Here is a 21839-nt window from a genome sequence, read left to right on the forward strand (position 1 = left end):
CAGGATTGGCGGCCTGATGGGGGCCTACATACTGCGACGCATCCTGCTAATGATCCCGACGCTGTTCGGCATCATGGCAGTTGCTTTCGTCGTAACCCAATTTGCGCCGGGCGGGCCGGTCGAGCAGGTCATCGCCAGCCTGACCAACCAGGGTGGCAGCGACCGCCTCGGAAGTGGCGGCGGCGATGCGGGCGGCGGCGGCAATTTCGATGTCGCCGGCGATGTCGGGTCGAAGTACCGCGGCGCGCAAGGGCTCGATCCGGAATTCATCAAGAAGCTGGAAAAGCAGTTCGGCTTCGACAAGCCGCCGCTCGAACGCTTCGGCATGATGCTGTGGAACTATGCCCGCTTCGATTTCGGAGACAGCTATTTTCGTGACATTTCGGTGCTCGACCTGATCCTGGAAAAGATGCCGGTATCGATCTCGCTCGGATTGTGGATCACTCTTTTGTCCTATCTGATCTCGATACCGCTGGGCATTCGCAAGGCGGTCAAGGACGGCTCCGGCTTCGACGTCTGGACCAGCGGCGTGATCATCGTCGGTTATGCCATACCGGCCTTCCTGTTCGGCATACTGCTGATGGTGCTTTTCGCGGGCGGCTCGTTCTGGGACTGGTTCCCACTGCGCGGCATCGTCTCCGACAATTGGGACCAGTTGTCGTGGCCGGACAAGATCGTCGATTATTTCTGGCACATGACCTTGCCGCTGACGGCGCTGGTGCTGTCGGCCTTCGCCACAACGACGCTGCTGACCAAGAACTCCTTCCTGGAAGAGATCCGCAAACAGTATGTGGTGACCGCCCGCGCCAAGGGCCTGTCGGAGCGGCGGGTGCTTTACGGACATGTGTTCCGCAACGCCATGCTGATCGTCATTGCCGGCTTTCCCGCTGCCTTCATCTCGGCCTTCTTCACCGGCTCGCTTTTGATCGAGAACATCTTTTCCCTCGACGGTCTCGGGCTGCTGGGCTTCAGGTCAGTGTTAGCGCGTGACTATCCGGTCGTGTTCGCCAACCTCTATATATTTTCATTGCTCGGCCTGTTCGTGACACTGCTGTCCGACCTGATCTACACATGGGTCGATCCGCGCATCGATTTCGAGCGGAGAGACGTCTGATGGCGCAGGCCGCAGCCGAGACGACACCGACAAGGATCGCGCGACCCTGGCTGTCACCGCTCAACCTGCGGCGCTGGCAGAACTTCAAGGCAAACAAGCGCGGCTACTGGTCGTTGTGGATATTCCTCGCTCTGTTCGTGCTGTCGCTGTTTGCCGAACTGATCGCCAACGACAGGCCGATCGTCGCCTACTACAAGGGTGAGATCCTGTTTCCGGTGGCGGTCGCCTACCCCGAAGAAAAATTCGGCGGTTTCTACGCCGTCACCGACTACCGCGACCCGGTCATCCGCGACGAGATCAACGTTAATGGCTGGATGATCTGGCCGCCGATCCGCTATTCCTACCGCACCGTCAACAATGCGATCCCCGACGCCGCGCCGGCAAAACCGTCATGGGAATACGACGCGCAGAAGCGATGCAGCCAGTATCCGCAAGGCGCTGCCGATCCCGACTGCATTGTCGGCAACTGGAACTGGCTGGGTACCGACGACCAGGCGCGCGACGTGCTGGCGCGCATCATCTACGGGTTCAGAATTTCCGTACTGTTCGGATTGATCCTGACCGCGGGCTCCTCGGTGATCGGCGTCGCGGCCGGCGCGCTGCAAGGCTATTTTGGCGGCTGGACCGACCTTCTGTTTCAGCGCTTCATAGAAATCTGGTCGGCAATACCACTGCTCTATCTCTTGCTCATCGTCGCCGCGATCCTGCCGCCGGGCTTCTTCATCCTGCTCGGGCTGATGCTGCTGTTTTCCTGGACGTCGCTTGTCAGCGTGGTCCGGGCCGAATTCCTGCGCGCCCGCAACTTCGAATATGTCAACGCGGCGCGCGCGCTTGGCGTGTCCAACCGCACCATCATGCTGCGCCATCTTCTGCCCAACGCCATGGTGGCGACGCTGACTTTTATGCCTTTCCTGGTCAGTGCCTCGATCTCGACGCTGACCTCCCTCGACTATCTCGGCTTCGGCCTGCCGCCCGGCACCGCGTCGCTTGGCGAACTGCTCAAGCAGGCGCAAAGCAATCTCAACGCCCCCTGGCTTGGCATATCGGGCTTCGTTGTCATCTCGCTGATGTTGTCGCTGCTGGTGTTCATCGGCGAAGCAACGCGCGACGCTTTCGATCCGCGCAAGGCGTTCCGATGAGCGAGCCCCTGCTCTCGGTCCGCGACCTCAGCGTCGCCTTCACGCAAGGCGGCAACCAGTCGATTGCCGTCGACCACATCTCCTTCGATCTCGCCAAGGGCGAGACCGTGGCGCTGGTCGGCGAATCCGGTTCCGGCAAATCGGTCTCGGCGCTGTCGGTGCTGAAGCTCTTGCCCTATCCGACCGCCGGCCATCCCTCGGGCAGGATCCTGTTCCAGGGCGCCGACCTGCTGGCGATGAACGAAAAGCAGCTGCGCAGCGTGCGCGGCAACAAGATCACCATGATCTTCCAGGAGCCGATGACCTCGCTCAATCCGCTGCACACGATCGAGCAGCAGATTGTCGAGATCCTGGCGCTGCATCAGGGCATGGGCGACCGCCAGGCCAAGGCGCGCACGCTGGCGCTGCTCAAGGAGGTCGGCATACGCGAGCCGGAAAAGCGCCTCGACGCCTACCCGCACCAGCTGTCCGGCGGCCAGCGCCAGCGCGTCATGATCGCCATGGCGCTGGCCAACGAGCCGGAACTGTTGATCGCCGACGAGCCGACGACCGCGCTCGACGTCACCGTGCAGGCGCAGATCCTCGAACTGCTGGCGGGGCTGAAAAGCCGCAAGGGCATGTCGATGCTGTTCATCACTCATGATCTCGGCATCGTGCGCAAGATCGCCGACCGCGTCTGCGTGATGACCAAGGGCAAGATCGTCGAGACCGGGCCGACGAAGGAGATCTTCGCCAATCCGCAACACGCCTATACAAAGCACCTGCTGGCCGCCGAGCCGAAAGGCAAGCCGCCGGCCGCCAACGCCGCCGCCAAGCCGGTCATGACGGGCAAGGACATAAAAGTCTGGTTCCCGATCAAGAAGGGCTTCTTCCGCACCACCGTCGACAATGTGAAGGCGGTGGACGGCATCGACGTCACCGTACGCGCCGGCCAGACACTTGGCGTGGTCGGCGAATCCGGATCCGGCAAGACCACGCTCGGCCTGGCGTTGGCGCGGATGATCTCGTCTACCGGCACCATCCAGTTCAACGGCAGCGACATCAACCAGCTCTCCTTTAACGCCATGCGGCCGCTGCGGCGCGAGTTGCAGATCGTCTTCCAGGATCCGTTCGGCTCGCTCAGCCCGCGCATGTCGGTATCCGAGATCATCGAGGAAGGGTTGAAAATCCACGAGCCAAAACTGTCGCCCGACCAGCGCGACGACAAGGTCGTCGACGTGCTGAAGGAGGTCGGGCTCGATCCCGCCACCCGCAACCGCTATCCGCATGAATTCTCCGGCGGCCAGCGCCAGCGCGTCGCCATTGCGCGCGCCATGGTGCTCAACCCGCGCTTCGTCATGCTGGACGAGCCGACCTCGGCGCTCGACATGAGCGTGCAGGCGCAAGTGGTCGACCTGCTGCGCAACCTGCAGGCCAAGCACGACCTTGCCTATCTGTTCATCAGCCACGATCTGAAAGTCATTCGCGCCCTTGCCAACGACGTCATCGTCATGCGCAATGGCAGGATCGTCGAAGCCGGCCCGTCCGAACAGATTTTCGAGCGGCCGCAGACCGATTATACCAAGGCGCTGATCTCGGCCGCGTTCAGGATCGAGACGGCGCCGGTCGGTATCGTCAGCGAATAACAGGGAATACAATTCACAAATGGAAAAAGGCAAAATCCTGCTTGCCGTCACCGGTTTTCATCCGCAGCGCTGGCGCGAGCTGCTGTCGGCGGAGCGCGAGGTGGTGCTGGAGCCGGACGGTGCCTCGGACCCGTCGATCACCTATGCCGTGGTGTGGAAGCAGAAGCCGAACCTCCTGAAGTCACTGCCCAATCTGCGCGCCATCTTTTCGATCGGCGCCGGCGTCGACCACATCTTTGCCGATCCCGGCCTGCCCGATGTGCCGATCGTCAAGGTGGTTGCCGACAATCTCACCCAATACATGACCGAATATGTCGTCTGGCGTGTGCTCGACCATCACCGCCAGGGCATGCTCTACCGCGCGCAGCAGCCGAAGAAGACCTGGCACGAACCGCCGCAGCGACCGGCCGGCGACATTTCGGTCGGGATTATGGGGCTCGGCAATCTCGGCCGCGCTGCGGCATCAGTGCTTTTGTCGCTCGGTTTTACCGTCAATGGCTGGTCGCGCAACGACCGGCCTATGAAAGGCGTTTCGACCTATGCCGGCGAGGCTGGGCTGATCCCGTTCCTCAATGCCACCGACATACTGGTGGTGCTGTTGCCGCTAACGCCGGACACGCAAGGCATCATCAACCACGGCGTGCTGAAGGAATTGCGCAAGCGCAACGGCCTCGGCGGCTCGGTGCTGATCAATGCCGGACGCGGCAGGCTGCAGAAGGATGCCGACATTTTGCGCGCGCTGGACGACGGCACACTGAAGGAGGCGAGCCTCGATGTGTTCGAGGTCGAGCCCCTGCCGAAGACCAGCCCGCTCTGGGGCCACCCAAAAGTGTTCGTGACGCCGCATGCGGCGGCAACTTCGGACCCCGTTCACCTGGCGCCGATCATGCTTCGCCAGATGGATGCTTTCGAGCGCGGTGAGAAGCTCGACAATCTGGTCGATCGCAAGGCGGGGTACTAAAGATCCCGCTGGGCTTAGCTCGGCAGAGCGAACTTCTTCTTGTTCGGCTTGCCGCAGTCGCGACGTTCTATCGAGCGGTTCATGGCGTCGATCTTGCCGCTTGCCAGGTCGGTATCGCGCTTGCTTTTGGAGCGCATATCCGGCGTGAACGGACCGAAGCCCATCGCCGGATTGGAGAAGCTCGGTTTTGCATCCGTCGATAGATGATATTGCTGCGCCAGCCCGTTGCGCTGCGCCAGCAACTGATCGCAAGGCACGCTGTCATATTGCAGTGATGATTGCACGTCCTGATCCTGCCGTTCGGACATCGAACTACCCATGCAGCCGGCCATCGCCAGGCAAGACGCCAAGACCATCATGTTCCAGCGCATCTGTTCCTCCTCAATGGCAAGCCGAGCGGACCTTTTCTCGACGGATATCCTATCTGATGCCGCGCCAGCCGCAAAAATCCCAGTCACATTTTCGAACAGGACGAGACATCAGCCGGACGACAGCGTCGCCAGCACGGCCAGCCCATCGACCGGCTGGCGGCGATCCCAGCGGATGACGGTCGGCTGCATGGACAGGACCGACAGGCCGCCGGCGGCAAGCACCCGCTCGACATAGGCTTGAGAATGGGCATAGCGGCGCGATGGCCTCAGCGCAAAACCGGCTTCGCCGGTCGCCTCGCCTTCGGCCAGCGTCTCGACGGAAAAGGCAAACAGGCCATTGCCGGCCAGAATGCCGGCGATTGTCTTCACCACACGATCGAGTGCGCCGACATAGATGAACACGTCGGCCGCCACCACCAGATCGGCCTTCGAGCCGCCATAGGCAAAATGCTGCAGGTCCGCCTTGGCGAGCAGGTCGTAGACACCTTTGGCTCGAGCCTTCTTCAGCATGGCGGCGGAGATGTCGTAGCCCTCGAGCCGGTCGGCCAGCGGCCGCAACCTCTCGCCCATCAGGCCAGTGCCGCAGCCGAGGTCGAGGGCGAGCGAAAAGCGGCCGGGCCATGCCGCGCGAATGGCGCGATCGAGAAACTCCGGCAGCCGGTAGCCGAGCTTGTCGACCAGTGAATCCTCGAAAGTTTCGGCATAATGGTCGAAAAGCGTTTCGACGAAAGCGCTGGGCGGCGCCGCGGCAGCAGGCGCCTTGCCGATCAGCTGCAGTTTCAGCGCAGCGCCCAGGCGATCCGCCGGGTCGAGTTTCAACGCCATCGCCCACGCCTGCGCCGCCAGGTCGAGCTGGTCCCGTGTCTCCTGCATCTCGCCGAGGCGAAACCAGCCCGCCGCCCATTGCGGCGCCAGCTCCAGCGCGCCGAGCAGCAATTCCGCTGCCGCCGCAGGGTCGCCCGAGCCGAAAAGCATCTCGGCATAGTCGGCGCGGCGGTCGGCGGTCAGGTCGCCGGACGAGGTTTTCAGCGTTTGCATGGTGATGGGTCCGCCGGCTGATGCGGCCGGTGGCTGGCTGTAGGACGAGTCAGCAGTCTCTTGCAACAGGCTTCCCGCGCCGGATTTTGTGCCTATCTTGGAACCATGCGCGCCAGCGACCTGCTTCATTCCCGGCCGGAAGGCCTTTATTGCCCGCCGGGCGATTTCTTCATCGACCCGGTGCGGCCGGTCAACCGCGCGCTGATCACGCATGGCCATTCCGACCACGCCCGCTCCGGTCACCGCTCGGTGCTGGCCACGCAGCAGACGCTCGATATTATGGGGCTGCGCTATGGCGAGGGCTTTGCCGGGACCCGCCAAGCGGCTGCACTCGGCGACCCGGTCGCGCTGAATGAGGTCACCATCACCTTCCATCCGGCCGGCCATGTGCTGGGCTCGGCGCAGATCGCGGTCGAGCACAAGGGCAGGCGCATCGTCGCCTCCGGCGACTACAAGCGCCGCAGGGATGCGACCTGCGCACCCTTCGAGCCCGTGAAATGCGACGTGTTCATCACCGAGGCAACCTTCGGCCTGCCGGTGTTTCGCCATCCGCCCGATACGGAAGAGATCGCTCGTCTCCTGAAATCGGCGGCGCAGTTTCCCGAGCGATCGCATCTGGTCGGCGCCTATGCGCTGGGCAAGGCGCAGCGGGTGATGCGGCTGCTGCGCGATGGCGGCTACGACAGGCCGATCTATATCCACGGCGCACTGGCCAAACTTAGCGAATATTACCAAAGCCAGGGCGTCGACCTCGGCACGCTGGAGCCGGCAACCGTCGACAGCGGTGGCAAGCAGGATTTCACTGGGGCCATCGTCGTCGGCCCGCCATCGGCCTTCGCCGACCGCTGGGCGCGGCGCTTTCCCGACCCGATCTCCTGCTTTGCCTCGGGCTGGATGCGCATCCGCCAGCGCGCCAAGCAAGGCGGCGTCGAACTGCCGCTGATCATTTCCGACCATGCCGACTGGGACGAGCTGACCGCCACCATCAAGGAAACGGGTGCGGGCGAAATCTGGGTGACGCATGGCCGCGAGGAAGCGCTGGTGCGCTGGTGCGAGCTGGAAGGCATCGCCGCGCGGCCGCTGCATCTGGTCGGCTATGAGGACGAGGGCGATTGAGTTGAACCGCTTCGCCGAACTCCTCGACCGGCTGGTGCTGACGCCGTCGCGCAATGGTAAGCTGACGCTGCTTGTCGATTATTTCCGCAGCGTCGAGGACCCCGATCGCGGCCTGGCGCTGGCGGCGATCACCGGCGATCTCAACATCGCGGCGGTCAAGCCGGCCATGCTGCGCACGCTGGTCACCGAGCGCATGGACCCGGTGCTGTTCGGCTATTCCTACGATTATGTCGGCGACCTCGCCGAAACCGTCTCGCTGGTCTGGCCGCAAGCATCAGGGCATATCCCGAACCGGGACCCGACGCTTGGCGATGTCGTGGCGAAATTGCAGGCGGCAAGCCGCTCCGACGGGCCCAAGGTGCTGGCCGGTCTGCTCGACAGCGCCGGTATTTCGGCGCGCTTTGCCATCATCAAGCTGGTCACCGGCGGCTTGCGCATCGGCGTTTCGGCGCGGCTGGCCAAACAGGCGCTAGCCGATTTTGGCAAGGTCGACGTCGCCGAGATCGAGGAGCTGTGGCATGGGCTGACACCGCCTTACACCGCGCTGTTCGCCTGGCTGGAAGGCAAGGCCGAAAAACCGCAGCGCACGGCGCTGGCGCTGTTCCGTCCGGTGATGCTGTCGAACCCGGTCGGTGACGGAGACCTGGAAAAACTCGATCCGGCCGACTATGCGGCGGAATGGAAATGGGATGGCATCCGCGTCCAGGCGGTGTGCGAGGGCGGCGTGCGCCGGCTCTATTCGCGCACCGGCGACGACGTGTCCGGCGCCTTTCCGGATCTTGCCGAAGCCATGAATTTTTCTGCCGCGCTGGACGGCGAATTGCTGGTCGGCGAGCCCCAGGCGACCGGTACGTTTTCGGACCTGCAACAGCGGCTGAACCGCAAGAGCGTGACGCCGAAGATACAGCAGCAATACCCGGCCTTCATGCGTTGCTACGATGCGCTGCAGATCGACGGCGAGGATTTGCGCGCGCTGCCTTTCGCGGAGCGGCGGAAGCGGCTTGAGACCTTCGTCAAAACGCTCGACCCCCGCCGTTTCGATCTTTCGCCATTCGTCGAATTTTCAGATTGGCAAACGCTGGAGCGGCTGCGCCAGGCGCCGCCACACCCGATCATCGAGGGCGTGATGCTGAAGCGCTGGGATTCGCCCTATCTCGCCGGACGGCCGAAAGGGCCGTGGTTCAAATGGAAGCGCGATCCGCATACCGTCGACGCGGTGCTGATGTATGCACAGCGCGGCCATGGCAAGCGCTCCAGCTTCTACTCCGACTATACGTTCGGCGTTTGGTCGGGGCCGGAGGGCTCGGAAGAACTGGTGCCGGTCGGCAAGGCCTATTTCGGCTTCACCGACGAGGAGCTGAAGCAGATCGACAAATTTGTCCGCGACAACACGGTCGAGCGTTTCGGCCCGGTGCGCTCAGTGCGTGCCGACCGCAAGCAGGGCCTGGTGCTCGAGGTGGCGTTCGAAGGCCTCAACCGCTCGACCCGGCACAAATCCGGCGTCGCGATGCGATTTCCCCGCATTTCGCGGCTGCGCTGGGACAAACCGACCGCCGAAGCCGACCGCATCGAGACGCTGCAGGCGCTGTTGGATTGATAGGGTAGTTTACGGTTCGATCGAGACGCGGATCTCGTAGATGTCGACCGCCTTGCCCTGCTTGTCGAAGTCGGAGTTGATGGCGATGCTGCCGGCCGCGCCCGGGGGCTTGTCGGGGAACTTCACGTCGAACAGATATTCGTTGCGCTGCTGGCCGACGGCATAGCGCTTGCGGCCGCAATCGCCGAGATCGCCGAAATTGCAGTCGACGGAGATCTGCGTATCCTTGCCGTCCTCGGCCCGGGCGACGATGTCGAACACGGCATGCTTGCCGGCGAGTTTCTCCAGAACGCCCTGGCCGACATCGAAGCTGACGGCCGAGCCGGAAGCGCCCGAGCGGATGCGCAGGAAGGACCCGGTATCGTCCTGTACGACATCGGCCTTGGCGTCGGAGGGCGTCGCGACATGCGTCGGATCGGTGGGCGCAAAGACGTTGATCCAGTCACGCGCCTGCTCGGCGGCGCCAGGCTGTTGCGGCGCGCCAGGCTGCTGCGGCGCGTTTGTATCGGCGGGTGGCGTGAAGTCGTCATCGTCGACCGTCGGCGGCGCCTCGGGCGGAGCCGTGTCGAGCTGCGCCTGCGTCTTGAAGACACCGGTCTGGACGGCGAAATAGAGGCCGATGCCGGCGGCGGCGAGCAACGTCACGCCGAAGAAGATGGCCGTCAGCGGCAGCCGGCGGCCCCTTATCCGCCTTTCGTCGCGGTCGGGCGCCACTTCCGTCGCGGCCTCGGCCGGCGCGGAATCGGCCATATCGATCGCCGGGGCGCCCGGCAGCGCGGCGTCGGGCATGATGTCGGGGACGACCGGCAGGACGCGCGAGCGCGGCGCATCGGATGCGTCAGGCTGCACCGGCCCGTCAACGAAGATCGCCGGCGATGGCCCGGCTGCGACGCCAGTCGGGGCATCGATTGCGGGCGCTTCGGTGGCGCGTGACGCCTGTACGGCATCTTGCGTCTGCGCAGCGCCTTGCGTCTGCCCGGCGTCTTGCGTCTGCGCGGCGTCTTGCGTCGGCACGGTGACATCCGGCACCGCCGGCAGGAATTCGGATTCGATCTCGGCGATCTTCTCCTGCACCGCCTTGCGGCGCTTTATGGCGGCTTCCACCGTCACGCCGGGATTGGCCTGAAGGACACGGTCGAGCGCGGCGAAGGCCGAGCGGTAGACCCTCTCGCGAAACGCCCGGTCCTCGGCATTGCCTTTCTCGAAGGCGTTGCGGATCGCTTTTTCGATCGCGTCCAAGCGAATTTCCCCTGTCCGTTCGCTCACATTGCCATGATCGTTAGCCGCAGGCGACCAATCAATCAACGGGCGAGCGGCTGCATTCTGCCTTGGCGAGGCGTTGAAAGCCAATTTCCAGGGTTTTTGACAATAGAATCAGCTTCTTTCACCGTCTCCCCGGGCAGTTTACTCGCAGACCGCCGACACGTCCCGGCGAGATCGAAAGACGAAAACGAGACGTGGCTCAGTCCCGCGCCAACGGGTATGCCGGGACGAATTGCCGGATACCGCCTTGAAATCGCGGTTGCCCATCTTGAATTAGCGGCCGGTTGAGTCTATCACCCAGCCGATCTTGGAAGCCCGCGCTTCCCGGGCCGCTTTAGCTCAGTTGGTAGAGCACATCATTCGTAATGATGGGGTCAGGTGTTCGAGTCACCTAAGCGGCACCAAATATTTCAAAGACTTAGCCCGATACTGCGGCCGTCATGCTTGCCGAATAGGTAACGCAACAGGTAACAAAATTCTCGACGGCAAAGCCTTGGCTGCTCACATACGGCTCAGCCGACCGCCCCTGTAGTGCGTATATGTAACGTAGTGTTTGATCGTGCGGGGCGCTGGTCGACCAGGCATTCAGTCACCAGGAGAGAAAAAGGCCGCAGAACCTGCAATGGTGTCCACCAACAGGCTCCGGTCGAGGAAAACATTACGCTGCTCGCAGCTAGTCTCGGCGATGAGCAGGCAACCGTGACAAGCGGCGCCATGGAGCGCTCTATCCTCTGACGCTTTGGTAGGATCGTGGTCAGCACATATCGGGTCGCCGGAACATAGGCCGAGACGGCCGAGGGCGGACGCCATGACGGCCGGGAAGCGGCGCGTCACCTCGACCAGACCGCCGAGCGTCCCCTGATTGCCCGCGCTGGCGGTGTAGATCAGAATCCCGCATTCCTTCGGCTGGCCCGGAAGACCTGGAATGAGATAGAGGCGCTCTTTCAACGCACTAGACGGATAGCCGCAGTCGATCGCGACCTCGTTGATCAGCGCATGGGAAAGGCTATGAGCCATCGTGTATTCGATGTGCTCGCCTTCCCAAGCGATCTTGTCCGAAGCGCCGCGGTCGCGGCGGGACTTCTTCCAAGCTTTCAGGCCGCCGGTTAACACGGATTTCCGCTGCTGGACTGCGGGTCGCGATGCCCGCGCCATCAGTGCATCAGGGTCGAAACGGATGAAGAAGCCCTCGCCATACTGCTCAATGGCCGGGAGCCAGTCCGGGGTCTCTCCCAGCGGCGCGCCGTTCACTGCGAGACCGACATCCTCGACACCGTCATCGGCGAGCGGAGCCGGCTCGAACCGCGTGAAACCATAAAGGCAGGACACCTCCCGAAGCCTGTGCACCGCCACGAGGTCCTTGATCCCTGCAAGCATCAGCGCGCGGTTCGGATCCCACAGATCACGACCAAGCGTTTCGGCATGGAGCCGAGCGTCGGGCCGATTCTCGCCGATCAGCTTCCGCCCGCTCGCCAGCAACTGGAACTCGGCGATCCGAGGATTCAGTTGGTCTATCTGCTCCGCATTTTTGCCAGCTGTCCTTCGAGCTTCGATACGAGCCAGAATGTCCAGATCAGAGAAAGGTCCCAAGTTGGCTGCGATGACGGGATTGAACCGCTTCGCCATCGCGACTTCATCTACAGAGGAGCAGGTGCCCACGTTCGACCACACCGCATCGAGCGCCTTGTCGAGCGCATCGTTCGATTCCGGCAGCGAAATTACGCGGACGATCTGCGGAAAATAGGTATTGGTGGCGCTGCGGGTGAGAAGCCGAAGGGACTTGTCACAGCCGTCCGGATCGTCTGGGCCGATCCAGGGCCGCTTGCCACTGCACGGCCCGAGCCGACCAGGCTGGAACAGCTCTTCCAGCGAAAGCTGCGCGCCGCATTCACAGACGATGCGCGTGTCGCGGGGATCGGCGCTGGTACCGGAATCTTCTAGCCACATCGCCCTACGGCAGGCACCACCTTCGCCTCGGGCTTCGCCGAAGCGCCCGGCGTGCACGACCCGCCGCCACTCGATGTCCTGCAAATGCCCCTTCTCGCATCCGCAGACGAAGCGGAGCGGCGAGGCGTGGCGTTTCTTGCCGTCATCTCCTTTCCAGTCGAGCCGCTTGGGCGCCTCCAGCTCACTAAAGCGTACGATCCGGCGTCGGTTGGGCGGATCGCCGGCGATGGAGTCGCAGGCGAACCACTCTGGAAACACCTTCGCCTTGATGGCCGGCGACGGCAGGCGCGGGTTGCCGGGATCGATCGGCGGAGTGCGGAAACTAAGCGGCTTGTCGGCGGAAATTCGCTTGTCATCGCCACCCGCCAGCCTGCGTTCCAGCAACTGCGCGAGCCGCGGTTCCTCGATCGACTCGAATGCCTGAGGGCCGAAGGATTCCCAATGATCGAGCCCCATCACCAGGACGGAACGGTCGGGCAGGTCCATCATCGCGCCCGGGCCAAAGAGCCCGACCACCTGGCCCATGCGGATCTGGTCTTTTGCCATGGTGGACCTCAGCTCAGAGTGTTGCCGAAATTGTCGATGATCTTCAGAGCCGAGGCATGCTCTACGTCGCGCATGGAGCGGCCCGCCTTGAAGGCTTTGAGGTCGGGATCAAGGCCCGCCAGCAGAGGATCGAGCGGTTGGTGTAGCAGCGCCTGAGCGCCCGGATAGCCGTAGTAGAGTTTCTCCGCATTTCCGCGCCGATCTTCGGCGATACGCCGCCAAGTGTCGAGCAATCCCTCCACGATCGCCTTCAGCGCGGCGTGCCCCCCGACGACTGCGTCCGCAGGTGCGCGGGAGAGGATCACGTCGACTATCTCCTGCGCCAGCATATGATCGGGCATCTCCACCGCATTGCGCTCATCGGTCAGTTCCGGATGCAGATGCCGCACGCAGGCCACCACGACGGCGGCAAGCGCGCGGTCTATCGCCCGCGCCGCCCAAGGCGTCACGCTGGTCGGCTCCACGACGCGGTAGAACGCGGCGTGGAACTGCCGGAAACGCTCAAAGTGCAGACGGTCGCGCGGCTTCTGAGCGTTGAGGAGCGTCACCACCAGCCCGGGCCTGTCGGGCAGTCGTCCGACGCGGCTCGACGCCTGGATGTACTCCGAGGCGGATTTCGGCTGCCCTTGCATCAGCATCAGTCCGAGGCGGCCAATGTCGAGGCCGACGGAGATCATGTTGGTGGCAAGCGCCACGTCGACGCCCGCCTTGTCGGCGGCGGGCACGGCCAGCGCGTCCTTCGCCGCGGCGACCTTGTCGGTGCTCTCACGGGACGTGAGCTCGAGCACGTCGCGCAGGCGACGGCTGGCGAAGGGCTGGTCGTGTGGCGCGAGGCGCCGCCGCTTGTCTCCGTAGTCGGAGAGGTAGCTGCGCACTTCGTCCTCGACGATACGGCGCGCGCCGCCGAGTTCGCGCAGCGCGTTGAAGTAGCCGAGCGCGGTCATGTAAGGGTCGGCATCGTTGCCGTTGTCCGCCTCCTTCTGGGCCGCGGCGAGCAACGTGGTCAGCGTGCGCAGAAAGACGAGCTTCGGCCCCTTGCCCGGCGCGGCGAGTCCTAGATACAGCCGCGCCGGACGCTCGGTCGGCGGTACGGTTTTCGCGAAGAAGCTGTCGCGGCGGTCCGGGCCGGGCGGCGGGAAAATTTCGGTGGTTTCGCGGTCGAACAGCGCCTTGATCTGAGCAGAGGCGCGCCGAACGGTCGCTGTGGAGGCGACGATCTTCGGCCGGACGCGTCGGCCCATCCTCGTTCGAGTGGCGAGCCGGTCGAGGGCGACCTCATAGAGCGCCGCGACCGTCCCGAGAGGGCCGCTGATCAGGTGTAGTTCGTCCTGGATGATCAAGTCAGGCGGGTCGAGCGTGTGGCCGTTGTCGAGCGGCCGACCGTCCCCCGCCTTGTCGTTCGCGCCGTAGAAGCCCCATTCGTCCGTGCGGTTCACATGGCCAAAGAAGGCGCCCGCTTCGCCGAGCCAGGGCAGCCCGGCGAACTTGTCGACTGTGGCGATGACGAAGGCCGGGAGCCGACGGTAGATCGCTTCGTCGACGGTAAGGATTGGCAGCGCCCGCGCGCCGGTGAAGTCGCAGTCCGCGTTGGTACAGCGAATCTCCATGTTCTTCGGCGCAATGGCGTTAGGCGTGCAGGCGAAGCTGTCGGCCGTGAACGGCTCTGCACACCAAGGGCAGGCCTTGATCGGCGCTGGCGCTTCCCGGCCCGAGGTCTTGAAGCGCTTGACGCGGATGACCGCCGTGTCCGGGTTGGGGTTGCCCTTGCCGCCGAGACGGTTCGGCGAGGCGGCGGACCCGACCCAAAGGCCGATCTCGATCGGCCAGTCACCAAGGACACGCTTCGTCCCCTCCATCCAGGCCGGCTCACTACGCATCAGTTCCAGCGCGCAGACGACGCCCGCCGCACGCGACAGCTGGTCGAGCGTGAGGAGGCGCAGCGTGTAGCGCATCAGCACCGATACGCCCGCACCAAGCTTCCCGCTTGCGGTCAGGCGGCGATGAGAAATGGTCCATGCGGCAAGGCCGAGATAGGCTTCCGTCTTGCCGCCGCCCGTTGGGAAGAACAGCAGGTCGACGAGTTCCCGGTCCTCGTGCAGCTTGTCGTTCAGGCCGGGCAGGTTGAGCAGCACGAAGGCGAGCTGGAAGGGCCGCCAAGTTGGCTGCTTCTGCGCCGCCGGATCGCCGTTGCGGCCTGCAGTGCGCTGCCGCGCGGCACGGGCGACGGCCTCGTTCATCGCCTGGAAGGCGAGCCGTGCCCACTTGTCCTTCTTCAGAAGCGCGATACCGGCCTCGATGCGCGCCTGCGCCCGGCGCGCGGAGTCAAGCAATCGCGTGGCGGTGCGGCGCCGAGGCTCTCCGTCGATGTCCCCGATCCCGACCGCCTCAGCATCGATCCAGAGCGCATATTCGCCCGGCAGGCCGGAGAGGGATGCCACCAGCGTATCCGGGTCGCCAGCCGCGAGTGCCGCCAAATCCTCCATGCCGAAGGTCGCGCCGATCTTCTCGTTGGGCTCGACGCGCTCCACCTCGGCCAACGGAAGGAAGTCGGTCTGCGCGGCGCGCACCACCCCGTCTTCGTCGGGTACCCATCCTGCGGAGGTCGCGTTGCCGACAGCGTACTCGACAACGTCGCGGTAATGCAGGTCGGAGGTCGCGGCGTCCGGATCGGCGGAGCCGAAGCCGGTCATGTCGATGCGCCGATGAAGCGGCAGGTCGCTCCTAACCTCGAGCTTCACCTGGAAGGCGAAGGTGACGTCGGCAAAGCGGCGGCGAGTGGGGTCGCGCCGATTGACGAGCATCACGGTGAGCGCCACGACGTCAGCCTTATTGCCGCCCGGTTGAGTGAGGCTGTAGGGCCGTGCAAATGCATCGATCACCAACCCGCCACCCGGGCGCTGCTTTCCAGCCGATCCCTCAAGCGTGCGGGCCACGCGCTCGCCGGGTCTCGGAACCGGGATCGTCACGCGAGCCCTGCCGGGGATACGCTGCCACGCGACATTGCGATGCTTAGGATCGAATGCCGCCGCATCGTCGAGGAACACCTCCGGCGGCAGTGGCGGCTCGGTCACATAGTCGCCCCAGGTCACGGTGACGTCGACGGTTTCCGCACGCGCATCGACCAACACGGTCAACCCGCACGCGGACGGTGCCAGCGGTCTCCGCGGGGCGGGATCGTCAGGCGCGGCATCGTCGGCGGCACGGGCAGTTCCTGTCTCCGGATCTCCCTGCTCCTCGCCGTCAGTGACCATATCCCCGGTCTCTTCCGGCTGATCCACTTCGTCGACGCCGTCCACTGGGGCAGGCACCAGAAATCCTGTCAGATACCAACGCGAAGGATTCGTATCGAGTTTCTCGTCCGCGATGTCGGCGTCACGCGGGTCGGGTCCGATCAGGTCGCGCCGGAGTGTTTCAACAAGGCGGCCACGGACGGCGGTCGGTGATTTCAGATCGATTGTCATGTTTCCCCCTCAGGTGTCGTCGGCATCGGGCGACACCTGCTCCCCAAATCCTATTCATAGACGGCTTCCCGCCCTTCCTTGTAGTCGCCCACCACCCAGATGAAACTCTGGATGTCGATCCGGTCTCGTGGACGCATGTCGGCTAATTCCAGCTCAGTCCTGGCGACGAGATCGAGCAGGCTCTCGTAGACCGGCAGGTGTAGCCGTGCCTCGTAGTCATCGGCGAAGCGGTGTCCGACACGAGTGGCGAAATCCTTGGTGGCTTCGGGCTTCAGGAACATGTGCGTGACGGGCCGCCAGAGATATGGCAGGTAGGTCGCGACGGTCCATTTCGCGTTGTCGTGCGGCTTCAGCGCCTGTTCCATCGCGAGAAGATGGGACTTGCTGCCGTCGAGCGTAAAGCGGGCTGCGGCCTGGACGAAGTCGTCGGCACGAGGGCCGCGCAGCACGTCCTGCAGACGGGTCTTTTCAAACGGGGAAAGCATGTTGGTGGCGCGGAACACGGCAAGCACTGCTTCGCCGAATCCTGTCCCGTTGACCGCGTTCTCGAGTGGCGCGGTGTCGTCGAGCTTCGCCTTCGCCGCAAGCTTGTAGTCGCGCTCCTGCGACGCGTATCCGGCGGAATGGAAGCCGTTCGGGAAGAATTTTAGAAAGCGCTTTCGAGCCTCATTGAATCCGAAATACTTCGGGTCGCTCTTGCCTGCGTCGTCGTGCAACTGCCGCCAGACATCGTCGGCATTCTCCCCTTCGGCGCAGCGGACGCCATCGGCGAGCCCGAAGAATCGCCCGTTCATCCGGACGAGGCGAAGCTCCTTCTTGCCGAGTCTCCCGCTGCGGATCGTCTCCGCCTTCCTCATTCCCTATCTCCACTAAATTCTAGACTTCCTCTTGACAGGTGTTTTGCCACAACCTTCTCAAGATTAGCGCTTCGTCTGCGAATTGTTTCGCATCCGACGTTCCGGCCGCAGGCCGAATGGTCGTCAGAGGTGTTTAGTTGGCAATTGTGCCGATTCCACTGCGTGCCGGAGGGATGATTGACGCCAAGCAGTATACGATCAACATCAATCAACCCGCTCGCAGCCATGCGCTCGAGGGCCAGAGCGGGAACCGGCCCGAACGGCACCAGCCAGGCGTCCTTGAACAGCGCGATCTCAGGCGTAAAATGCTGATCGATCGAACGACGCAGCATGTCGACTGAGAATGCGCTCTCACCGCCGCTATAGTCAAACCAGCCTGTGAGCTTCTCGCCCTTCTTGAACTTCGTCTGCCAATGAAGAACGGGGTATCGCAGCAACGAGGTGTAATGTGCTCGATGACTAGACTTGCCGAAAAGGTCGGCAGAATTGCCCAACCCGAAAATCTTGTGGAACATAAAACGGTTCATCAAACGAGCCGCTATATCTCGCATATCTCCTTCGAAGGAGGCTGACTGTTTGGCAATTTTCGCCGCATCGGAAGCAGGCAGCCCACGCCGAAGCGCGGCCCTCAGCGATTTCAATGCGGACTTCGCTTGGGCTCTCCCCGGTGTAATACCGACAAGCACAATGTCGGCATCTTTATTCATCCAATCGAACGGTGCGTAGAATTGTCCAAACTTGCCCTTCGTTTCGGGCGTGAAATGCGAATCCGACAGCACGTCACCGCCATCGACCAGAGCGTCGATCTGGGTGTCCGACAAAGTGAGAAGGTGCGGAGCAACCTGCTCAATTCGGTCAAGATACGATGAGCTAGTGGTCATGCTGCGTCGCCGTCCCCTTCCTCGGTCTCCTCATCTTCCCCTTCATCCCCCGCGATCAGTCCGGCCTCGCGCTCGGCCTTCGCGCGTTTAGCGTTTAGCGCCAGAAGCCGGGCGAGGATTTCGTCCTTAAATTCGGACGGCCATTCGAGGCGAGTCTTGGGCGTCTTACCCTCGTCTGCCTCCTGCTCGATGAACTCTGGCGCGGCGCGATCGGCCAGATCGTTCCATCCCTTCGCGTCCATATCGGACGAAGCGCCTTGGGCGTAGGCACGCAGTACAGCGATATCCATTTCGTGATGGAGCGCACGCAGGTGTGCGATGTCGGCGCCGTTCTCGCCGCGCGCGTGAAAGCGGTTGTAGGTCTTGGTGAGGCCCTCATTGCGGGCGATCATCAATTCGGCGCGGAACGCGCGATAGCCCTCGCCTGCGGTTTCGAGGGTGGCGTCGGTTTCGAAACTGGCGGGGAATGGGAAGGTACGGAAGCAGTCGGACGGCGCGTAGCGAAGCCCGTCACCCATTGTGGACGAGAAAAATCTTGCCCAAAGTTCGTGTGTTCGACTCTGCAGAATGGAAAGCCCGGAAATTCCAACTGCTACAACAATCAATTGCTCCGAAGGAACGCAAGGCGTGCTCCGCATCGACACTGAAAAATGTGTCGCCATTCTCGGCAGCAAGAGGAATCGATCGACTCTGGATAGTGCTGTATAAAGATTGCTGCGACGTTCTGCAAAGCGCCACCAATTCCTGCGGTAGGCGGGCCTATTGTCCTTGACCCGTAACGGCATAACGCGCGCTTCCAGAATCGAGATTAGTTCCGGCCAACCAGAACGCGCCTCAGACAACTCAATATCACCAAAATCTATTACATACCTGTGATGAACTTGAGTTGGCTCAGTGCTGATCTCCTCGCCGCCCAAGTAAGGAAAGATCCGCTCCGCATTTCTCGGATCCTTAGCGATTAGCGCCCGCATCGTGTCGAGGCTTTCGGCCTCACCCTTTGCGGCGGCGACATCATCGAAGGTGAAGCCCATGCCAAGCACGTATGAGCCGACGAACGCCTTGCCGGAATTCGTCACGAGTGCGGCCGGCGAGGTATCGAGATCGCCCTCGACCAAATAGGCCGAGATGCGGCGCACTCGCCGCTTATCAAGCACTGGATCAACCGCTGCACCCTTCACGATATGCACGACCGAAACCACCACGGCCGCCTCGCCAGGCCATTTCAGCCGCCGCGTGGCGCGCGAGATCGCGCCTCCCTCAGAGATGATCTTGGTCAGCCCCGAAGCGCGCGTGTCGCCTTGGCCAATGGTGTTGGTGGCGATGAGTCCGAACGCGCCGCCTTGCCGCAGCAAGCCGAAGGCGCGGAGGAAGAAGTGCGCCACCAGGTCGGCATTGCCATGCGCGCCTTCATGCAGAGTCTGCAGCCAGGACAGATAGTGGTCGCGATTTCCGGCAATGATGGTGTTCTTGCCGGCGAAGGGCGGATTGCCGACAATGGCGTCGAAACCGGGATTGCCGTCGCGCGGCCGAGGATCGAACACCTCGGGGAACTCCACCGCCCAGTGGAACGGCCGCAGGGCGCCTTCGCCGGCGGTAAGGCTGCGCGAGCGAGCCGCGATCCGGTCGAACCAGTCCGGCGCCGTGATATTGGTCTGTACGATCTTCTGGAAGTCGACCAGCGCGGCGACGCGGGGTTTCGACTTGCCTGCCGCGAAGAACGTGGCAAGTACTCCGTCGCCGACAAGCCTAGCCATATCGAGCCGCGCGTCGACGATGCGCAACTGCGCGCCGAGTTCGGCGGCGCTGGCCCATTCCGCCCGCTTCTGAATGTCGAAACGCAGCCGTTCGGCTTCCTGCAAATGGTCGGACACGAGTTTTCCGACGAAGGTCGGTTGCTTCGTCGTATCCCAGTGCGTCGCCGCGATCTGGTCCTTTGTCAGGCCTACAAGGCTGTCGCCGTATTTCAGCGCATGGTCAAGGAAGGTGAACTCGTGGTCGCGGGCGAGCGTGGCGAGCCACAGAGACAACTTGGCGAGGTCGACCGCGCGCGGGTTCCGGTCGACGCCATAGAGGCAGCGCTGGGCCACCAGCCGTCGGGCATGCAGCGGCTCGTCCTCGTCCGGCGGGATGACGGGGCGCGTCTGCGGCCAGCGCGCCCAGGCCAGCACCAGCCGGTCGCCCAGCGCCCGGCAGGCCTCTACCAGGAAGGCGCCCGAACCCATAGCTGGGTCGCAGACCTTGAGCGACAGCACGTCCTCCGCCGTCGCGTCCGCACCGATGCGCTCGAAGGCGGGCTCCAGCGCGTGCTGCACGATGGGGGCGGTGAGCGAGCGCGGCGTGTAGTGGCTGCCCGTCCGCCGCCGCTCGTCAGTCGGCTGCAGGAGTGGGGTGCCCGGAGCGGCGACGGCGGCCCCGGGCGAGGCGCGCTCATCGACGATGGGGGTCAGCGCTGCGACCAGCTCGTCGACCGTGCCCGCCTCCTTCAGCGCCTTGCCGACCTTGTCCGTCACCTTGCTGCGGTCGGCCGCTTCCTTCAGGAACTTGGCGCGGTCGTTGGGCTTCGCCGCGAGCAGTTTATTCAGATCCACAAAGACAGGCGTCTTATCGTTCTTGCCAGCACGGATAGCGAGCGCGGGCCCATCCCTGGTCTCCACCGTGAAGCCCATCACGGTCTCGTAGACGCTGCCGATCTGCTCCACGTCGAGCGTGCGGTAGGAGAGCTTCTCGCCGGAAAGCACCAGCAGGCGGTCGAGGACCTTTGCCAGGCATTCGTCCGACACCTCGGCGGGCTTCGGCGAATCCTTTGGGTCGTCCTGGCCCTGCAGGAAGGGAAAGGCGGCGGGGTCGAACAACTTGCCGCCGCGCCCGCGGATCCAGTCGCCGGACCGGTCGCCGCGATGCACGAGGCGGAACAGCGCGAGCAGCCGCGCCCAGGCGCCGCGGCGCAGGTGCATGGTCAGCTCGTGCCGCGCACGATCCTCCATCAGGCGCGCGTGCAGCGTCCGCACGCCGTAGCCCTGCTCGTAGAGCCGTTGCGCCTCGGCGTCCGTGCGCGACGGAATGAGCTCGCGATCCTCGGCATAGAGCAGGAAGACGAGGCGCAGCAGTACGGTGAGCAGCCCGTCATAGACGTGCTCCGGCCGCTCACTGGCGAGCCGCTCCATTCGCGCGCGATCGGCATCGTGCAGGCCGCGCATCAGCTCGTGCAACGCGCCGAGCACCTGGGCGGCGAGCTTGGTTGACACCTCGGCCTGCTCGTCCCGGCTCTTCTGGAGCAGTGCGGGAAGACGCCGTTCCGGCGCGTCGTTGTGCAGCCGGAAGGAGGAGAGGAGCAGCTTCAGGCCGCCGAGCATCGGCCGGCCTCCGACCTCGCCCAGCGAGCGCAGAGGGAAGCGGAGCCAGCCGCTAGTCTCGCCGCGGGGGGCGTGGATCAGGCGCAGCTCCCCGTCGGTCACAAGGATTCCCGTGCGGACCTGTCGATCCTTGCACAAGCGCTCCAGCCGCTGATGCGGGGTCGCCTCCCAGCCTTCCAGCGCGCCGCGTCCGTCCGGATCGACGCCCGCCGCCTCGATCCGCACGAGCATCTGCCAGCCGCCCTCGGGATCGGCGACCGCCCAGTGCGGCGCGATCTCGATGTCGCTTTCCTCTATGCGAAGTACCAGTTCGTCCGCGATCGGCGCGCCGCCGGGACTGCCTGCGACGCGGCTCGGCCGCCAGCCGAGTATGTCGGCGAAGAAGGCCCAAGGATCGAGAAGCGCAGGTCCGCTGTCCGTCTGCGACAGATGCGGCTTCACCGCCTCCGTGTCGGCGCGTGTCTGCTGCTCGGGTACGAGGTCGTAGGCCTTCAGCACCACCGGGGCGATGACGAGGCCGACCGGCTGGACGTGGCCGAGCCATTCCTCGTTCGGATCGAATCCCGCCAT

The 21839-nt window shown here is 63.8% G+C and carries 14 protein-coding genes and 1 tRNA gene; 7 read left to right on the forward strand and 8 right to left on the reverse strand.

The genetic code is table 11. From position 1 onward, the window contains the following. Positions 1-16 precede the first annotated feature (16 nt). Genes AC1DYC_RS18945 through AC1DYC_RS18960 form a run of 4 tightly spaced genes read left to right on the forward strand, consistent with a single transcriptional unit; the run spans position 17 to position 4839 of the window. Positions 17-1114, forward strand: coding sequence for a microcin C ABC transporter permease YejB (locus tag AC1DYC_RS18945; protein WP_477408901.1), 1098 nt, complete (start codon positions 17-19; stop codon positions 1112-1114). Beyond that, complete coding sequence (locus tag AC1DYC_RS18950; protein ID WP_477408903.1) at positions 1114-2253, forward strand: ABC transporter permease; 1140 nt, start codon at positions 1114-1116, stop codon at positions 2251-2253. The genes AC1DYC_RS18945 and AC1DYC_RS18950 overlap by 1 nt, the downstream gene beginning before the upstream one ends. After that, on the forward strand, positions 2250-3878 hold the full coding sequence (locus tag AC1DYC_RS18955) for an ABC transporter ATP-binding protein (RefSeq protein ID WP_477408905.1): 1629 nt from the start codon (positions 2250-2252) through the stop codon (positions 3876-3878). The genes AC1DYC_RS18950 and AC1DYC_RS18955 overlap by 4 nt, the downstream gene beginning before the upstream one ends. Before the next feature lie 19 nt (positions 3879-3897). Further along, complete coding sequence (locus AC1DYC_RS18960) at positions 3898-4839, forward strand: 2-hydroxyacid dehydrogenase (RefSeq protein ID WP_477300466.1); 942 nt, start codon at positions 3898-3900, stop codon at positions 4837-4839. Between the two features lie 14 nt (positions 4840-4853). On the opposite strand, the gene AC1DYC_RS18965 is transcribed toward AC1DYC_RS18960, so the two are convergent. After that, on the reverse strand, positions 4854-5210 hold the full coding sequence (locus tag AC1DYC_RS18965; protein ID WP_477408907.1) for a hypothetical protein: 357 nt from the start codon (positions 5208-5210) through the stop codon (positions 4854-4856). Positions 5211-5318: 108 nt separating this feature from the next. Further along, positions 5319-6248 carry a methyltransferase domain-containing protein gene (locus AC1DYC_RS18970; RefSeq protein ID WP_477408909.1) on the reverse strand — a complete coding sequence of 310 codons (930 nt, stop codon included), beginning with the start codon at positions 6246-6248 and terminating at the stop codon, positions 5319-5321. A 105-nt stretch (positions 6249-6353) separates the two neighbouring features. Here AC1DYC_RS18970 and AC1DYC_RS18975 point away from each other — a divergent pair, with 105 nt between their 5' ends. Together AC1DYC_RS18975 and AC1DYC_RS18980 are read left to right on the forward strand one after the other, a co-directional pair. Further along, positions 6354-7364 carry a ligase-associated DNA damage response exonuclease gene (locus AC1DYC_RS18975; RefSeq protein WP_477408911.1) on the forward strand — a complete coding sequence of 337 codons (1011 nt, stop codon included), beginning with the start codon at positions 6354-6356 and terminating at the stop codon, positions 7362-7364. A 1-nt stretch (position 7365) separates the two neighbouring features. Next, positions 7366-8961 (forward strand): cisplatin damage response ATP-dependent DNA ligase, encoded by a 1596-nt coding sequence (locus AC1DYC_RS18980; protein WP_477408913.1) that lies wholly within the window; start codon positions 7366-7368, stop codon positions 8959-8961. Between the two features lie 9 nt (positions 8962-8970). On the opposite strand, the gene AC1DYC_RS18985 is transcribed toward AC1DYC_RS18980, so the two are convergent. Next, positions 8971-10200 (reverse strand): hypothetical protein, encoded by a 1230-nt coding sequence (locus AC1DYC_RS18985; protein ID WP_477408915.1) that lies wholly within the window; start codon positions 10198-10200, stop codon positions 8971-8973. A 352-nt stretch (positions 10201-10552) separates the two neighbouring features. Here AC1DYC_RS18985 and AC1DYC_RS18990 point away from each other — a divergent pair. Continuing rightward, positions 10553-10628, forward strand: a tRNA-Thr gene (locus AC1DYC_RS18990). 181 nt (positions 10629-10809) lie between these two features. Here the strand turns inward: AC1DYC_RS18990 and drmB are convergent. From drmB to AC1DYC_RS19015, 5 genes are read right to left on the reverse strand one after another with little or no spacing between them, the layout of a single operon-like run. Further along, positions 10810-12717: a DrmB family protein gene (drmB, locus tag AC1DYC_RS18995; RefSeq protein ID WP_477408917.1), complete on the reverse strand. Its 1908-nt coding sequence runs from the start codon at positions 12715-12717 to the stop codon at positions 10810-10812. Between the two features lie 8 nt (positions 12718-12725). Beyond that, positions 12726-16178 carry a DISARM system helicase DrmA gene (drmA, locus tag AC1DYC_RS19000; protein ID WP_477408919.1) on the reverse strand — a complete coding sequence of 1151 codons (3453 nt, stop codon included), beginning with the start codon at positions 16176-16178 and terminating at the stop codon, positions 12726-12728. A 50-nt stretch (positions 16179-16228) separates the two neighbouring features. Further along, positions 16229-17035, reverse strand: a complete 807-nt coding sequence (locus tag AC1DYC_RS19005; protein WP_477408921.1) for a hypothetical protein — start codon at positions 17033-17035, stop codon at positions 16229-16231. Further along, positions 17032-17916 (reverse strand): hypothetical protein, encoded by an 885-nt coding sequence (locus AC1DYC_RS19010; RefSeq protein WP_477408923.1) that lies wholly within the window; start codon positions 17914-17916, stop codon positions 17032-17034. Before AC1DYC_RS19010 ends, AC1DYC_RS19005 begins: the two co-directional genes overlap by 4 nt. Then, positions 17913-21839: an Eco57I restriction-modification methylase domain-containing protein gene (locus AC1DYC_RS19015; protein WP_477408925.1), complete on the reverse strand. Its 3927-nt coding sequence runs from the start codon at positions 21837-21839 to the stop codon at positions 17913-17915. Before AC1DYC_RS19015 ends, AC1DYC_RS19010 begins: the two co-directional genes overlap by 4 nt.

The sequence above is a fragment of the Mesorhizobium sp. P2_E7 genome, from assembly GCF_056403855.1.

Coding starts and splice junctions, on each gene's coding strand:
- AC1DYC_RS18975 (WP_477408911.1), top strand. CDS start 6,354: ATGCGCGCCAGCGACCTGCTTCATTCCCGGCCGGAAGGCCTTTATTGC.
- AC1DYC_RS19005 (WP_477408921.1), bottom strand. CDS start 17,035: ATGAGGAAGGCGGAGACGATCCGCAGCGGGAGACTCGGCAAGAAGGAG.
- AC1DYC_RS18970 (WP_477408909.1), bottom strand. CDS start 6,248: ATGCAAACGCTGAAAACCTCGTCCGGCGACCTGACCGCCGACCGCCGC.
- AC1DYC_RS19015 (WP_477408925.1), bottom strand. CDS start 21,839: ATGGCGGGATTCGATCCGAACGAGGAATGGCTCGGCCACGTCCAGCCG.
- AC1DYC_RS18950 (WP_477408903.1), top strand. CDS start 1,114: ATGGCGCAGGCCGCAGCCGAGACGACACCGACAAGGATCGCGCGACCC.
- drmB (WP_477408917.1), bottom strand. CDS start 12,717: ATGGCAAAAGACCAGATCCGCATGGGCCAGGTGGTCGGGCTCTTTGGC.
- AC1DYC_RS18960 (WP_477300466.1), top strand. CDS start 3,898: ATGGAAAAAGGCAAAATCCTGCTTGCCGTCACCGGTTTTCATCCGCAG.
- AC1DYC_RS19010 (WP_477408923.1), bottom strand. CDS start 17,916: ATGACCACTAGCTCATCGTATCTTGACCGAATTGAGCAGGTTGCTCCG.
- drmA (WP_477408919.1), bottom strand. CDS start 16,178: ATGACAATCGATCTGAAATCACCGACCGCCGTCCGTGGCCGCCTTGTT.
- AC1DYC_RS18945 (WP_477408901.1), top strand. CDS start 17: ATGGGGGCCTACATACTGCGACGCATCCTGCTAATGATCCCGACGCTG.
- AC1DYC_RS18955 (WP_477408905.1), top strand. CDS start 2,250: ATGAGCGAGCCCCTGCTCTCGGTCCGCGACCTCAGCGTCGCCTTCACG.
- AC1DYC_RS18965 (WP_477408907.1), bottom strand. CDS start 5,210: ATGCGCTGGAACATGATGGTCTTGGCGTCTTGCCTGGCGATGGCCGGC.